This window comes from Rhodococcus sp. 11-3 (genome assembly GCF_023704055.1).
GTDB lineage: Bacteria > Actinomycetota > Actinomycetes > Mycobacteriales > Mycobacteriaceae > Rhodococcus > Rhodococcus aetherivorans.
In genome coordinates, this window is sequence record NZ_CP080406.1 from 397,820 (window position 1) to 415,611 (window position 17,792).

3 protein-coding genes are annotated in these 17,792 nt (G+C 68.7%); 2 read left to right on the forward strand and 1 reads right to left on the reverse strand.

The features are described from left to right. Positions 1-44 precede the first annotated feature (44 nt). Both KZJ41_RS01815 and KZJ41_RS01820 read left to right on the forward strand, forming a co-directional pair. Positions 45-1,772: an ABC transporter ATP-binding protein gene (locus tag KZJ41_RS01815; RefSeq protein WP_029547068.1), complete on the forward strand. Its 1,728-nt coding sequence runs from the start codon at positions 45-47 to the stop codon at positions 1,770-1,772. After that, complete coding sequence (locus KZJ41_RS01820) at positions 1,769-3,700, forward strand: ABC transporter ATP-binding protein (RefSeq protein WP_251550052.1); 1,932 nt, start codon at positions 1,769-1,771, stop codon at positions 3,698-3,700. Before KZJ41_RS01815 ends, KZJ41_RS01820 begins: the two co-directional genes overlap by 4 nt. A 62-nt stretch (positions 3,701-3,762) precedes the next feature. Here the strand turns inward: KZJ41_RS01820 and KZJ41_RS01825 are convergent, their stop codons facing one another. Next, on the reverse strand, positions 3,763-17,592 hold the full coding sequence (locus KZJ41_RS01825; protein ID WP_373566460.1) for an amino acid adenylation domain-containing protein: 13,830 nt from the start codon (positions 17,590-17,592) through the stop codon (positions 3,763-3,765). Between the last annotated feature and the right edge of the window lie 200 nt (positions 17,593-17,792).

Genomic DNA, 17,792 nt, shown 5'->3' on the forward strand with positions numbered 1-17,792 from the left:
AAAGGTGCCGGGAACCGGGCCGCTGCACCGGTAGCGTGGTGATCATGCTGGTCCGGTTGCTCCCGCGGTTCCTGCGCCCTCACCGGGGGGCGCTGATCGCGGTGGTGCTGCTGCAGATGGTGGCCACCGGCACCATGCTGATCCTGCCGGCGCTCAACGCCGACCTGATCGACTACGGCGTCGCCCGCGGCGACATCGGGTACATCCTCACCACCGGCGCGGTGATGCTGGCGATCAGCTCGGTGCAGATCGGCTGCTCGATCGGTTCGGTGTACTTCGCGGCGCGCACCGCCATGGCCGTCGGCCGCGACGTGCGGCTCGCCGTGCTCCGGCGCGTCGGCGGATTCTCCGCCCGCGAGTTCGGCCGGTTCGGCGCGCCGTCGCTCATCACCCGCAACACCAACGACGTGCAGCAGGTGCAGATGCTCGTGCTGATGAGCTGCACCATCGTGGTGATGGCCCCGATCATGGGTATCGGTGGCATCGTCATGGCGCTGCGCGAGGACGCCGGCACGTCGCTGGTGCTCGTCGCTGCCGTTCCCGTCCTCGCGGTCACCATGTTCGTCCTGATCGCGAGGATGGTGCCCGCCTTCCGGGTGATGCAGGTGCGCATCGACGCCGTCAACCGGGTACTGCGCGAACAGATCACCGGCATCCGCGTGGTGCGGGCGTTCGTGCGCGAGCGCACCGAACGGGACCGGTTCGAGGTCGCCAACGTGGAACTGACCGACACGGCCCTGCACGTCGGCCGCATCAACGCCCTGCTGTTCCCGCTCGTGATGCTCATCGCCAACGCCACGAGCGTGGCCGTGCTGTGGTTCGGCGGCCACCGGATCGACACCGGTGACATGCAGGTCGGATCCCTCACCGCGCTGCTGAGCTACATCATGCAGATCCTCATGGCGGTGATGATGACGTCGTTCGTGGCGATGATGGCGCCGCGCGCGGCGGTGTGTGCCGAGCGGATCCTCGACGTGCTCGACACCGAATCGTCGCTGCCGGCGCCGGCTCGGCCCGTCCGCACCCTCGCCACCCCCGTGACCCTCGAGCTGCGGGGTGCGGCCTTCGCGTATCCCGGCGCCGACGCGCCCGTCCTGCGCGACGTGACGTTCCGGGCCGAGCCCGGCAGCACGACCGCCGTGATCGGCGGTACCGGCTCCGGCAAGACGACCCTGCTGCGGCTGATCCCGCGGCTGATCGACGTCACCGCCGGCTCGGTCCTGGTGGGCGGCACCGATGTGCGTGACCTGGACCCGCAGGTGCTGCGCGCCGCGATCGGTCTCGTGCCGCAGCGGGCCTACCTGTTCTCCGGCACCGTCGCCGACAATCTGCGGTACGGCCGCGCCGACGCGACCGACGACGAGCTCTGGCACGCCCTCGAGGTCGCACAGGCCGCGGACTTCGTCCGGGCGATGCCGGAGGGGCTGAACACCCTCGTCGCCCAGGGCGGCACCACGGTCTCGGGCGGGCAGCGCCAGCGCCTGGCCATCGCCCGGGCTCTGGTCCGCCGGCCGTCGATCTACCTGTTCGACGATGCGTTCTCGGCCCTGGACCAGGCCACCGACGCGCGGCTGCGGGAGGCACTGTTCCCGGAGACCCGCGATGCGTGCGTCGTGGTCGTCGCGCAACGGGTGTCCACGGTGCTCGACGCCGACCGCATCGTCGTCCTCGACGGCGGGGCCGTCGTCGGCTCGGGCACGCATCTGGAACTGCTCGCGAGCTGCCCGACCTACGCCGAGATCGTCGAGTCGCAGCGCATGGTGACCGCATGACCGAGCGCAAGGAGGCGGGGCCGCGGCTCGGGGGTGTGGACCCGGGCGCGCCGGAGAACCGGGCACGGCAGAAGTGGCCGGCCACCAAACGGCTCGTCGGCCTGTTGCGGCCGCACCGGTGGGCCGCGGCCGTGGTGCTCGTCCTGGCCGTGCTCGGGGTGGTGGCGTCCTCGGTGGCGCCCCGCATTCTCGGCCACGCCACCGACCTGATCTTCAGCGGGGTGATCGGCCGTCAGCTGCCCGCCGGGCTGTCGAAGGAACAGGCGGTCGAGGCGCTGCGGGCGCAGGGACGCGACCAGTTCGCGGAGATGGTGTCGGCCATGTCGCTCGTGCCGGGCGCGGGCATCGACTTCGCCGCCCTCGGCCGCACCCTCGTGTTCGTGCTCGCGCTGTACCTGCTGTCGTCGGGCCTGATCTGGCTGGCGGCGTACGGGCTCAACGAGATCGTGCAGCGCGTCATCCGCGATCTGCGATCCCGGGTGGAACGCAAGGTGCACGCGCTGCCGTTGCGCTATTTCGACTCCCATTCCCGCGGTGATCTGCTCAGCCGCGTCACCAACGACATCGACAACATCTCGCAGGGCTTGCAGCAGTCGATCAGCCAGCTGGTGCTGTCGGTGCTCACCCTGCTCGGGCTCGTCGTGATGATGGTGTGGATCTCGCCGCTGCTCGCGCTCGTCGCGATCCTCATGGTGCCGGCGTCGGTGGTGGTGACCGCGGTGGTGGCGAAGCGGTCCAAACGGCACTTCGTGACCCAGTGGAAGGCCACCGGCAACCTCAACGGCCAGATCGAGGAGGCCTTCACCGGCCACGAACTCGTCACCGCCTTCGGCCGGACCGCCGAGGTCGAGCGTCGCTTCACCGAGACCAACGACGAATTGTTCCGGGCCGGGTTCCGCGCCCAGTTCGTCTCCGGTCTGGTGATGCCGCTGGTGATGTTCATGAGCAACCTCAGCTACGTCGCGATCGCCGTGCTCGGCGGGCTGCGGGTCGCGTCGGGCACCGTCAGCCTCGGCGAGGTGCAGGCCCTGATCCAGTACTCGCGGCAGCTCGGTCAGCCGCTCGGCCAGATCGGCGCGATGGTCAACCTGCTGCAGTCCGCGGCGGCGTCCGCCGAGCGGGTGTTCGAGATCCTCGACGAACCCGAACAGGAGCCCGACTCGCCTGCCCCCGTCACCCCGTGGGGGCGGCACGGCCTGGTCGAGTTCGAGGACGTCTCGTTCTCGTACCTGCCGGAGCGACCGCTGATCGAGCATCTCGACCTGCGCGTCGAGCCGGGGCAGATGGTCGCGATCGTCGGGCCCACCGGCGCGGGCAAGACCACCCTGGTGAACCTGATCCTGCGCTTCTACGAACTGGATTCGGGACGAATCCTCGTCGACGGCGTGGACATCACGACCATGAGCCGCGACGAGCTGCGCTCGCGTATCGGGATGGTGCTGCAGGACACCTGGCTCTTCGGGGGCACCATCCGCGACAACATCGCCTACGGCAGGCCGGACGCCACCGAGGACCAGATCCTCGAGGCCGCCCGCATCAGCTACGTCGACCGGTTCGTGCGTTCCCTGCCCGACGGCTACGACACCGTGATCGACGAGGACGCCGGCAACATCAGCGCGGGGGAGCGGCAGCTGATCACCACGGCCCGCGCCTTCCTCGCGCAGCCGTCCATCCTGATCCTCGACGAGGCCACCAGCTCGGTCGACACCCGCACCGAGCTGCTCGTGCAGCACGCGACGGCGGTGCTGCGCCGGGACCGCACCAGTTTCGTGATCGCGCACCGGCTGTCGACCATCCGCGACGCGGACCGGATCGTGGTGATGGAGCACGGGCGCATCGTGGAACAGGGCACGCACGACGAGCTCCTCGAGGCCCGCGGCGCCTACTTCCGGTTGTACGACGCGCAGTTCCGCGCCCTCGTGGAATGACCGGGCGAGTACGGGCCGTCCGCGCTGCGACACCGTCCGCGCTGCGACACAGTATCGACCCGTCACCGGGGAGATCGGCGGCGCTCATCGATTCGACCGAGATGGTCCGCCAGAATCGGGCCGATGACCGAGGTCGCTTCGGGATTCATCATATGCAGGTGATCACCCGCGACGACGTGCTCGACGATCGAGCCCGTCACGGTCTTCCGCCACAGCCCCGGTGATGTCTCGCCCGAGTCGTCCAACGAGTTCGCGGCAGCGAAGAACAGCATGTCGCCGTCGAATACCTCCACCCCGAGTTCCGGTCCGGTGCGGTGCACCTCGGCGTACGCCCCCAGTATGCGCTCGAGATCGCTTGGTGTGAGACCTGTTTCGTGCCCGAGCATACGGTTCACCTGAGTGAGCGCGGTGTCGAACGAAATGTCCGTAGGCTCGGCGCTGTCGGCGTCGATACCCAAGCTGACGAGAACCTCCGCGAGAGTCAGCTCTTTTCGAGCGCGCTCGATCGGGTAGTAGTCGAGCATCACGAGATCGACGGCCTCTCCCGCGCTTCGCAGTTGGACCGCCATGTGGTGCGCGATCAGGCCGCCCTGCGACCAGCCGAGCAGGTGGTAGGGGCCGTGCGGTCGCACCGCCCGCAGCTCCTCGACGTAGCGATGGGCGAGGGCGTGGTGGGACGCATAGGCCGGCCCGCCGGAGAGGAGGGGGAGCTGAAGGCCGTACACGGCACGGTCGGGAAGGTACCGCAACAGTCCGGCGTACACCCAGGAGATGCCGATCGCGGGGTGCACGCAGAACAGTGGAGTACGGCTGCCCCCCGCCCGGAGCGGGATCAGCACTTCGAGCGCCTCGATCGTCGACGGCGTGCCCCCACCGGGACGGGTATCCAGGCGATGTGCCAGGCCTGCCGGTGTGGGTGCGAGGAAGATCAGCGGTAACGGGACGTCCCCGGAGAGTGTCGATTTCAGGATGGCGGCGACACGAACGGCGCTGAGAGAGTTTCCTCCGAGGTCGAAGAAGTTGTCGTCGATCCCGACGCGTTCCAGGTCGAGCCCAGACGCGAAGGCCTCCGCAACGATGCGCTCGGTGTCGGTGCGCGGGGACCGATACTCCGACCGGCTGAACTCCGGGGCCGGTAGCGCCGCCCGATCCACTTTCCCGGTGGGTGTCACCGGCATCGCCGGGAGCACTGTCAATGCCACCGGCACCATGTACGACGGCAGCACGGCTGCCAGGGAACGGAGGATCTCCGCCGGGTCGGCCGGTGCGTGTGCGGGCACGATGTAGGCGACCAATTGCTCGCCCCGCCCACCGTCGCGGACCACGGCCACGGCCTGGGCAACCGCGGGGTGCCGCACCAGCGCCGCCTCTACCTCTTCCAGTTCGATGCGCAATCCCCGCACCTTCACCTGGAAGTCGGAACGCCCCACATATTCCGGTTCGAGTCGCCCGGTCGTGTCCGTCCACCGCACCAGGTCACCGGTGCGGTACATCCGTCGTCCCGGCGCTCCGAACGGGTCGGCCACGAATCGGGTTGCCGTCGTTCCCGGTTGCCGGTGGTATCCGCGGGCCAGTCCCGGACCCGCCACGTACAGTTCCCCGCTCACCCCGACCGGCACCGGCTGTATCCGCCGATCCGTCACCACCTCGGCGAATCCGGGCATCGGTACGCCGAGCGTGATCGGTTCGTCCGCCGCCAATGGGTCGCGGACATTCGACATCACCGTCGTCTCGGTGGGTCCGTACCCGTTGACCATGCGTCTGCCGGTCGCCCATCGCTCGACGAGCCACGGTGGACACGTCTCACCGCCGACGCACACGAATGCGAGTTCGTCCAGCCCCGACGGATCGATGGTGGCCAGCACGGTGGGGGTGATGTACAGATGCGTGATCCGCGCGGTACGCAGAAGTGCCTTCATCTCGGCGCCTCCGTACACCGTGGGTGGCGCCACCACCAGCTGTCCGCCGGCCGCGACGGCCGTGAGGTACTCCAGCAGCGATGCGTCGAAACTGGGTGAGATTGCGTGCAGAACCCGGGATTCGGAGTCGGCGACACCCGCACACCACTGCGCCGGAGTTGTCAGCCCCCGGTGGGTCACCGTCACTCCCTTGGGGGTGCCCGTCGAGCCCGACGTGAAGATCACGTACGCGGTGTTGTCCGGCCGTACCGGCGCGAGCCGGTCGGTATCGGTGACGGGAGACGCAGGAAATCCGGACAGATCGAGGGCGTCCGTGCGTATCACAGGCACTGTTCCCGGCAGCTCGATCCCTTCCGAGGCCAGCACGCACATCGGCTGTGCAGTTTCGAGGACGTGTGCGATACGTTCAGCTGGGTGATCAGGGTCGATCGGCACGTACACGCCTCCGGCTTCGAGGATTGCGAGCGTCGCCACCAGCTGGTCGACGGATCGACGCATCGCCACGATCACGGGCGCCTCGGGACGGACGCCCCGGGAGATCAACCATCGCGCCAGCCGGCTGATCCGGGCTCCGAAGTCTGCATAGGTCAGTTGTTCTCCGTTCCCGACGACTGCGATCGCGTCCCGATGGCGGGCTACCTGTCCTGCGAGCATCTCGGTCCACGTCGCCTCGGATACCGGGACCGCCGGGGAACTCCCGACCGGAGCCAGACGCCGACGTTCGGCTTCGTCGAGCAGGTTCAACCGACCGAGCGTCGTCTCGGGTTCGTCGACGACGGCGTCGAGCACTCGGACGACCCGCCTCAGGGTCTGCTCGGCACTTCCGCGGTCGTACAGGTCGGGTCGGTAGCTGATACGCAGGTGCAGCAGGGGGTCGGTGTGTGCGATCAGTGCAACGGGGTAGTGACCGGAGTCGCGGGCGGTCACATGAGTCACTCGCATGCCGGCGACATCGGTGGCCCGACTCAACGCGGCCCGGTCGACGGGATACGACTCGAACACCGTCAGCGTGTCGAAGACGGCGGCCGGCCCGGCTGCCCGTTGGATGTCCGCCAGCCCGACGTGGTGACTGTCGAGCAACTCGGTCTGTTCGGCGCGGACCCGTTCGAGCAACTCCGTGAGGGTCCTGTTCGGATCGACGCTGATGCGTACCGGCACGGTATTGATGAACAGCCCGACCATCTCCTCGATGCCGGGCACCGTCGCCTGTCGGCCGGAGACGGTGCTGCCGAACACGACGTCGCGAAGCGAGGTGAGCGTGGCCAGCACAATCCCCCACGCGACCTGCACGAGGGTGTTGAGCGTCAGGGAATGCGTGCGTGCGAATGCCTCGAGCTGTCGTGTCCGGTCCTCGCCGAGCGTCCGGGACGTTTCCTCGGAGACGGCACCCACCGGCTCACCTCGCCGGCCCGGGACGAGCAGAGTCGGGCCGTCGACTCCCCTCAGATAGCGGGACCATGCCGAACATGCGGCGTCGGAATCCTGGCGGCCGAGCCAGATCAGATAGTCCCGGTAGGCGTGGGGTGGGGGCAGGACCGATGTGTCACCCGCACCGGCGTAGAGGACGAGCAGTTCCTTCAGTAGCAGCGGCGCAGACCACCCGTCGAGCAGGAGGTGGTGATTGGTGAACAGCAGCCGGAAGTCGTCGGGTCCCATCCGGATCAGGGTCAGTCGCAGCAGTGGCGCGACGGCGGTGTCGAAGCGCGCGAGCCGGTCCTCGGTCAGGATCCGGTCCAGCTCGGTGTCGCGGACGGCGACGTCGACGGCCGTCAGATCGATCTCGCGGAGCGGGAGTTCGATCCCGCGCTGGACGACCTGGACCGGGTTGCCCTCGTCGAGTACGAAGGCGACCCGCAGGTTCGGGTGTCGGACCACGACGGCCGCAGCCGCATCCCGCAGGCGCCGCGGGTCGATCCGCCCCTGCAGATGCAGGGTGAGTTGCACCGTGTAGGCGTCGACGGAGTCCGCCTGGATGGCGTGGAACAGCAGGCCGCTCTGCAGGGGAGTCAACGGCCAGACGTCCTCGAGCCCCGGACAGCGGTGCTCGAGATCGTCGATCGCGCGCTGGGACAGCGGCACCAAGGACAGATCCGACGGTGTGTGGCCGCCGGCGCCGGGCACCGTGGTGTCGAGGGCCAGCGCGATCAGGGCCTGCCGCCACCGTTGTGCCAGATCGGTTACCTCGTCCGTCGCCAGCACGCCGGTCGGGAACGTGAACGATGTGCGCAGCATCGGCCCGGTGTCCGTGTCGACGACGACGGCGTTGACCGCCACCGCGGCGGCCGCCGGCTGAGCCGGATCTGTGCCGGGCCCGAGATCGATGTCGGCGATCGGTATCCATCCGGCCTCTCGGGCGCTTCCCGACGAGGTGGTCGCGACCCGGCCGAGATAGTTGAAGACGATCTGCGGTTCGGGACGGGACTCGAGCGTCGTGCGGTACTCGTCGTCGATCCAGCGCAGCATGCCGTACCCGATGCCGTGGTCGGGAACGGCGAGGAGTTGTTCCTTGACCACTTTGACCGCATCGATACCTCTTCCGGTGCCCGTCGCGAACACCTCGGACGAATCGATTCCGGACAGATCGAGCCGCACCGGGAACATGGTGGTGAACCACCCGACCGTCCGGGACAGGTCGGCGCCGGGTACCACCTGTTCTTCCCGACCGTGGCCTTCGAGCCCGACCAGGACCCGATCGGTGTCCTGTCCGCGAGCGCGGCACCACGTGATCACCGCTGCGCCGAGGGCTGTGAGGAGGCCGTCGTTCACGCCGCCGTGGACGGCGGCCGGCAGTGCGGTGAGGAGGATCTCGGTGGTGACGGTCGGCACGTCGACGGTGATCGTGTCGAGGGTGGCACCGACATCCTTCGCAGTGTCGAGGAACCGCGAGCCCAGGGGAGGCTCCTCGACCGAGAGCATGTCCTGCCACAGATCCATTTCTGCGCGCCGGTTTTCGCTGCGGGATTCCTCGCGCAGCCCGTGGGCCCATCGGCGCATCGAGGTGTGCTCGGCTTCGAGTTCGGGCTCGAGTCCTGCGACGGTCCTTCCCCACGCGGTGGCGAGGTCCGGCACCAGGATGCGCCACGACACGCCGTCGATCACCAGGTGATGGGCCACCAGCAGCAACCTGCCGATCGGTCCCGCATCGAACCACACCGCTTGCAGCACGATCCCGGACGTGGGGTCGAGCCGCCCGGTCGCGGCATCGAGTGCCGCCCCGACGGTGGAGGTGAAGTCCGGGCCGGTGACCGAGTCGACCGGTATCCGAAGGAACCGCTTGTCCGCGTGTACCGTTCCGGCCGGCCGTGTTTCGAGGCCCCATCCGGATGCGGACTCCGAGGGGAGGTGCAGTCGTGCGCGGAGCATGTCGTGCGCATCCACGACCGCCTGCAGAGCGGCCGTCAGATTCGCCTCGTCCGCCTCGGCGGGGAGGGTGAGCAACACGGATTGGGAGAATCGGTCGAAGCCACCGCCGCGTTCGAACAGCCATCGGTGGATCGGGAGCGGGGTGATGTCGCCGATTCCTCCTCCGGGCAGTTCCGGAAGCGCCTCGTGGCCCTGTGCGAGGGAGGTGGCCACGGCGGCCAACGCCGAAACGGTCTTGTGTTCGAACACGTCTCGTGGCGAGATGAGCACACCCGCCGCCTTCGCCCGTGCGACGAGCTGGATCGACATGATCGAGTCCCCGCCGAGCGCGAAGAAGGAATCGTGCGCTCCGACCCGCCCGAGTCCCAGCACTTCGGCGAAGACGGCGGCCAGTGTCTCCTCGGTGGGTGTCGACGGCGCCTGGACGTCAGCGCCCGGGATCGCGAACTCCGGTGCCGGCAGGGCCCGATGGTCGAGCTTTCCGTGCGCGGTCAAGGGGAGAGCGGCCATGTGCACGAGTGCGGACGGAACCATGAAGTCCGGAAGTCGCTCGGAGACGAAGCGGCGGATCTCGTCGATGCGGGTACTCGCGGCGGGGTCGTTGACGTATCGAGCGAGTGGACCGATCGGTCCCGCCGGGAGATACACATCCGTGACGGCGGCGGGATAGGTGTCGCTCGTCTCCCCGGCGATGAAGACGGCGTCCATCCCGCCCGGCGTGGGGGACCAGGTCACCGCGACCGAGTATCCGAGTTCCTTTCCGACGGAATCCAAGTCGTGCGGCATCCAGCCGTCTTGCGTCGGAGCTCCGTCGAGCAGGTTCTGCACCGGCACGTCATCGGGTGCCTCGTCGAGCCGGTCGGCCAGCGCGACGGCACGCACCAGCCCGGCGTGCGGTACCCCGTCGACACGCAACATGTCCGGCCGATGTGCGCGGAGGTGGTTGCACAGGGCCGCCATCGTTCCCCACCGGTGCCACGGTTGCCTCGGGGCGTCTCCGAGGGAGCGGACCGGCGCCGGATCGGTACGCAGGATCACCTGATAGCGGTGGCAGCTGAGTTCGTTGACCGCGTGCATCCGGCCGAGCTGGGTCTCTGTCCCCGTGATGCCGGTCAGGTGCTGCGGCAGTGAGGTGAAGAATTCGGGAGCGAGCAGCAATTCCCGCTCGGTGAGCATCGCTCGGCGGACCCGTTCCCGAACGACCGATGCGGTGTCTGTCACGCCGGCACGCGCGAGTTCCACTCCGGCCGCGAACTGTGGCAACGATGCCGGGTTCCGAACGTCGCCGAGGTACAGCGCCCCGCCGGGCGTGAGCAGTCGCAGTGCCTTTCCGAGTACCTCGAGCAGATACGCGGCGTCGGGGAAGTACTGGACCACCGAGTTGAGCACCACGGTGTCGAAGTGGCCTTCGGGAAGACCGTCGGTCACGTGAGCGGGCTGCGTCCGCAGCCGCACCCGCTGCGCCCACGGTTGTCCGGCCACCTTGACACGCAGCGACGCGATCGCCGATGCGGCGAAGTCCGTCGCCCAGTACTCGCCGCATTCGGGGGCGAGTTCGGCGAGCAGCAATCCCGAGCCCGCGCCGAGTTCGAGCAGCCGGTGCGGTCGCAGCGTCCGGATCGACTGCACGGCCGCGTCCCGCCACTGCCGCATCTCGTCGAGGGGCAGTGGTCGACCGGTGGCGCTGGCGTTCCAGCCGCCGAAGTCCTCGTCGAGCGACAATGCCGGTGAGGCGGGGACGGCCGCCGCCGCGTCCGAGTACACGTCGTCGTACAGAGCCTGCCAGCGCTCGACCGCTTCCGACTCCCGGGCTGCCTCCGCCCGCAGGGTCAGGTCCCGGTCGAGGACGACATATCCGACCAGCTGCGTGCTCGCGATGTCACCCGGTACCGCGCGCGGGACCACCGCCGCCTGTGCGACTGCGGGATGGGAAGTCAGGACCGCCTCGACCTCACCGGGCTCGACCCGGAATCCACGGATCTCGAGCTGGTCGTCGACGCGGCCGACGAATTCGAGGTCTGCGGCTCTCACCCGCCCGGTTTCCGTGCGTTCGCGGGACCGCCACGCCACGAGATCCCCCGACCGGTACATCCGCTGCCCGGGCGCCCCGAACGGGCATGCGACGAACCGGCCCGCCGTCATCGCCGGCCGGCCGTGGTAGCCGCGTCCGACGCCCGCGCCGGCCAGGTACAGCTCCCCGGGCACCCCGACCGGTACCGGTTGCAGGCCGGCATCGAGCACGAACACCTGCACGCCCTCGATGGGTGTTCCGATCGGCACCGAGCTGCTGCCCGGTTCGTGGGTGGTCGGCACCGGATACAGGGTGGCGCAGACGGTGGTCTCCGTCGGTCCGTATGCGTTGACCACGAGGGGGCCGGGATGCGCGGCGCGGAAGCGGTCGACGGCCGCCGGGAACAGCGCCGCACCAGCCGTGACCACCTGGTCCACGTGATCCCATACCCCGTCCGTGGCGATGCCGGGATCGGCAAGCAGATGGAACATCGGAGTCGAGACGAACACGGCTGTGACACCGTGGTCGAGCACCGTCTGCGCGATATCCATCGGATCTGCCGGCCCGGGCGGGGCGAGCACGAGCTCGGCGCCGGTGAGCAGGGCCGGCCAGATTTCGTACACGGACGCATCGAATCCCGGCGAGGACGTCATCGACATCCGCTCCCGCGGCCGGTTCGCGGGCCAGCCGTGCGAGACCAGGTGGACGAGATTGCGGTGGGTGATCGTCACGCCCTTCGGCACGCCGGTCGAGCCCGAGGTGTAGATGAGATATGCCGGATGCTCGGGACGCAGTGGCATTCGCCGATCGGAATCGGTGACGGGACCGACTCGCGTCGTCGGGTCGCCGACCGATGCTCCGCCGGGGTCGAGGAGCAGCACGGGGCATGCCGGGGACCGCAATCGACCGGCGACGACAGCGTCGCTCAGCACCAGGAGCGGGGCGGCGTCCTCGAGGATGAACCTGGTGCGTTCACCGGGATAGCCCGGGTCGATCGGCAGATACGCGCCGCCGGCCGTCGACACCGCCAGCAGGGCCACGATCGATGCCGCCGAACGATCCAGGGCGACCGCCACGACCGACTCCGGGCCCACCCCGAGGTCGATCAACCGGTGGGCCAATCGGGTCGCGCGAGCCGCCAACTCCCGGTACGTCCACTGTTCGGTACCGGACGTGAGCGCCACCGCATCCGGGTCGGCGGACACCTGCCGGGCGAACAGCATCGGTACCGTTGTGTCCGGGACGGTCACCGTCGTGCCGTTCCACTCCTGCAACACCTGCACGCGCTCGTGCGGTTCGAGCAGGTCCACCAGGCCGAAGCGGCGTTGCGGACACGTCACCATCGACGTGAGAACCCGGACGAAGCGCGCCGCGATCTGCTGCACGGTGCTGCGATCGAACAGATCGCTCGCGTACTCGATCGTTCCCCGCATCCCTCCGGGCGAATGCGGTGTCGCCGGCACATCGGACAGGCTGAAGAACAGGTCGAATCGGGCCACGCCGGCCGTCACCGGCTCCATCGCGACCTGGAGCCCGGGATAGTCGAGCACAGGAAGCGGGTTGTTCTGCAACGCCATCGCGACCTGGAACAATGCGTGATGCGCGGTGGACCGGACCGGATTGAGCAGTTCGACGAGGCGTTCGAACGGCGCGTCCTGATTCTCGTACGCGGCCAGCGCCTTTGCCCGCACCTGGTCGAGAACCGCTGTGAAATCGTCGAGTCCGGACAGATCCACGCGCAGCACCCAGGAGTTGACGAAGAACCCCACCAGGTCGGCCAGCAGCTCATCGGTACGGCCCGCTACCGGACCGCCGATGAGGATGTCGGTTCCGGCGCCGAGCTTGTGCAGTAGCACGGCCAGTGCCGACTGCATCACCATCGATGTGGTCGCTCCGCGTGAGCGGGCCAGCTCGTCGACTGCTTCCCGCAGCGACGCATCGACGGTGAACTCGACCGTTCCGCCCTCGAACGACTGCACCGGAGGCCGGATTCGATCCGTCGGCAAGCGGAGCTGCTCCGGCGCATCCGCCAATTCTGCTTGCCAGTACTCGAACTGGCGATAGAGCATACTGTCCGGATCGGTCTCCGTACCGAGCATCTCCCGCTGCCACAGCGCGTAGTCCGCATACTGCACCGGCAGCGGATCCCAGTTCGGCGCCGATCCTGCGGCCCGGGCCGCGTATGCGGTCATGACGTCGCGCACCAGGGGGACCATGGAGGCGCCGTCGCCGGCGATGTGGTGGAGCACGAGCACCAGAACGTGCTCGTCGGGAGATTGCCGAAGCAGCGCCGCGCGTATGGGGATTTCGGTGGAGAGATCGAAGCGGTACGCGACCTCCGCCCCGACCGCGTCGGCCATGAGTTCGCCGGACACCGTTGTCACGGGGAGCGACAGCGTGACCTCGTCGACCGGCAGGATCTGTTGGAAGGGAATGCCCTCTTCCTCCCCGAACACCGTGCGCAGGCTCTCGTGGCGGGTGACCACATCGGTGAAGGCCGCCACCATGGCCGCGACGTCCACTTCCCCGCGGAGCCGCGCCGCCATCGGAAGGTTGTACGTCGTCGACGGCCCCTCGTATCGGTGGATGAACCACAGTCGACTCTGGGCGTAGGACAACGGAATCCGCTTCGGCCGCCGCTGCGGGACGAGCGGCGGCCGCGCAACACCGCACTCCGCGAGCCGCGGTACCAGTCCGGCGACGGTCGGGGCCTCGAAGACGGTCCTGATCGGTACCTCGGCCCGTAGGGTCGCGCGGATCCGGGCGACGAGTCCCGTGGCCAGCAGCGAGTCCCCGCCGAGGTCGAAGAAGCCGTCGTCGAGGCCTACCCGGTCGGGAGCGACGCCGAGTACCTGGGCGAAGGCCCCAACCAGGGTCCGTTCCAGCGCCGTGCGCGGCGGCCGGTACGCCGATCCTCCGAACGTCGGGACCGGCAGTGCATTCCGGTCGATCTTGCCGTTGGCGGTGACGGGCATCGCGGCCAGCACCACCACTACCGCGGGCACCAGGAAGTCGGGCAGCGCGGTCGCCACCGACTTCTGTACCTCTGCCCCGTCGACGACCTCGCCCGGGCGGGGCACCACGTAGCCCACGAGATGCTCGATTCCACCGTCGACCCGGAGCACCGCCACTGCCTGACCCACCCGGTCGTGGCGGAGCAACGCCGCCTCCACCTCGCCGAGCTCGATTCGCCGGCCTCGCAGCTTCACCTGAAGATCCGCGCGTCCGACGTACTCGAGCCGCAGCAGCGAGGTTCCGCCGACCGGTGCGCTCGTCCCGGTCGACCAGCGCATCAGGTCTCCGGTGCGGTACATCCGCAGCCCCGGTGCCCCGAACGGATCCGCCACGAACCGCGTCGCGGTGGTCCCGGACCGGCGGTGGTACCCCCGCGCCAGAGCCGGTCCCGACAGGTAGAGTTCCCCGACGACGCCGACGGGTACGGGATGCAGGCGTGCGTCGAGCACGATCGCTTCGAATCCCGGCCCCGGATTCCCGAGTCCGACGCCGTCGCCGGGCAGAAGATCGTCGGTCGTCGCCTGCACCGTGGCCTCGCTGGGACCGTACCCGTTGACCATGCGCCGGCCCGGTGCCCACCGCTCCACGAGGCCCGGGGGACACGATTCGCCGCCGACGATCACGAAGACCAGGTCGTCCAGACTTCTCGGGTCGAGGGTGGACAGGACCGCCGGGGTGGTACACCAGTGCGTGACGTGCTCGGCGGCGAGCAGTCGTGCGAGTTCGGTGCCGCCGTACACCCCGGAGGGTGCTACGACCAGCTGAGCCCCGACACCGAACGCGAGGAGCATCTCGAGCACTGCCAGATCGAAACTGGGCGACGCGCCGTGCCATACGCGCGCCCCCGGCTCGGCCGATGCCGCCGCAAAGGCCACGAGGTTCGCCAGTCCGCGATGCGTGATCACGACACCTTTCGGCGTCCCCGTCGACCCCGAGGTGTAGATCAGGTACGCCGGATGATCCGCCCTCAGCGGCATCACGCGGTCCGTATCGGCCACCGTCGTCCCGCGCCGGGCCGGCGGGTCGGCCATCCGGGGATCGTCGAGCACCACCCACCGCACGCGTTCCGGCATCCGAGCACGCTGGGAGACCGTCGTCAGTCCCAGGACCGCGCCGCAGTCGTCCAGCATGAACTCGATCCGCTCGGCCGGGTAGGTCGGATCCACCGGCACGAACGCCGCGCCCGTCTTGGTTACCGCCCATACCGCCACCACCGAGTCGGCCGACCGCTCGATCCCGATCGCGACGAAGCGTTCCGGACCCGCACCGAGGTCGATCAGGCGCCGTGCCAGTCGGTTCGTCTGCTCGTCGAGTGTTCGGTAGGAGATCCGGACCGTCCCACACGACACCGCAACGGCCTCCGGGTCCGCGGACGCCGCAGCCGCGAGGATGTCCGGCAGACGTCGCACCGGGACTCCGGCCGGACCGCGCGCCGGTACCAGAGTCTCCCGTTCCTCCGGGCCGAGCAGATCGATGTCGCCGATCCGCACGGACGCATCCGCCGCGATCGCCGTCAGAATCCGCGTGAACCGGCTCGCGAACCCGCAGACGGTCCCCTCGGCGATCGGCTCGGTCGCATACCGCATGCTCACGCTCATGCCGGTGGTGATGCGGTTCCGCCGCTCGGTCACGGAGATCTGCAGGTCCGCCGTGCCGAAGCACATGCTGTCGTAGGTCGTTGCCGTGCCCGTAACCGGCTCGCCGGCGGAAGACTGTGCCTTGACGTGATGTTCGAGCGTCACCCGATACAACGGTGACCGAGTCCCGTCCTGACTCGGACCCAGTGCCTCGGCCAGGCGTCGCGGGGACACGTCGGCATGTTCGAAGGCATCCCGGTCGGTTCGGCCGAGCTGCGCAACCAGGTCGTCGAATCTCGTCGCGGAACCGGCACGAGCACGCAGGACGAGGATGCCGATGGCATCGTCCACCTCGGCGTCGGATACTCCGGTGCGCGGAACCGGAGTGCCGATCGCGACGTCGTCGACACCGCCGAGGCGTGCCAACAGTACCGACACCGCGGCATGCAGCACGACGAACGAATCGACGTGCTGCTCGGCGGCCAGCGCGACCACGGCGCGGCACGAGTCGTCGTCGATCGGGAACCGAACTGTCGCAGGATCTTTCGTGCGGCGGATCGGCGAGGGGCCGATCGGCAGCTCCGGCGGCGTGGGCAGCCCCGCCAGCGTCGATGCCCAGTAGTCCACGAGCGATGCGTCCCGGAAGCGGCGTTCCGCCTCACGCGCGCTCGTGCGATGGATGGAGCCGAGGGGGGTCCCCGGATCCGCAGCGACGAATTCTTCGAGAAGTTCCGCGATCTGGGTGCACTGCCGGCGTATCTCGTCTTCTCGATACCGATTCGGATTGGCGCGGAATTCGATCGTGGTCGCCGCCGGTGAACCGGCGGGACAGACACTGATCATTCGATCGCCGACCGGTCCCCGGGACAGGACATGGACGGTACCGGGGACCGCGCCCAGTCCCAGCTCCTGCTCGAAGAGCATCACATTGACGAGGGGCACCGAGAAGCGGGACACCGCGTTCCCCGTGGAGCGCCGGATGTCCTCGATCCCGCAGCCCTGATGGCGTAACGCTCCCAGCAGTTCGAGCTGCATCCGCCCGACCAGCTCACCGAGCGTGTCCTCGGCGTGAACCGCGATCCGCAGCGGGACGACGTTGACCAACATGCCGGCCGAATGTCGTAGCTGTGCGGTTGTGCGAGCGGAGACAGGGATGTTGACGAGTACGTCGCCGCTGCCGGACAGCCGCGAGAAGAAGCATGCGAAAGCCGCGAGAACGACCGCCGTCGGCGTTGCGTTCATCGTCTTGGCGGACCCCTGCAGGTGATCGGAGGCGGCTGGGGACAACTCCGCAGTCTCGACGAGGGACGTGACGGCCGGAGGCACTGCGGTGTCTCCGGTTCCGTTGGGCGCGGCCAGCATCCGCTGCGACCAGTAGTCACGATCGGCGGCGAACCTGCGCGATGCTCGATACTTCCGGTCCCGTTCGTACAGGGTGCGGAGGTCTGTCGACGGTCCGGCGTCCGCCGCGCGGCCCTCGAGTGCGGCGGCGTACAACTCCGCGCCCCGATTCATAAGGATCATTGCCCCGTAACCGTCCAGCACGATGTGATGGGCTTTGACGTAGACCAGGAAGTCGGAGTCGTCGATGCACAGGACCGCGATCTTGCACATCCGGTCGGCGAGCAGGTCGACGGGGCGTTCGACGTCTCGCCGGAGCCACTCCTCGGCGGCGGCCCTCGGCTCACGCCGGTCGCGGAAGTCCAGAATCTCCGTCCGGAAGTCGAGCTCCCGATCGACGATCTGGAACGGGCGCCCGTCGATCTCGATCAGGCGCAGGAAGACGGTCTCGAACTCGCGACCGGCGGTTTCGGACACGGCACGCAACAGATCGAGATCCAACGGCCCAGGAAATTCCACGTACTGGGCGATGACGAAGGGGACCTGGGGGGCGAGCTGCTGCGCCAACCAGATCCCGTACTGAGCCGGTGACAAGGGGAACGCTTCGGGGGGGATCCGACCATCGGGGAATGGATGTGCGTGGTGGCGTAGGGATGGGGCGGCCATATCGGTCCCTTGTGTCCTGGAAAAGACGGTGGCGCATCCGATGCGGAACGCTGTGCGCGACGAACGAACGGGCGCACTGTCTCGGCCGGCGCTCGTGGGAGGTTTCAGGAACGGGCACAGCCCTTCACGGAATTGCCACCGACAATCGGTGGCAATTCAGGCGGGCGGGCTGATATCGGTGCAAGAGAAGATGCCGATGC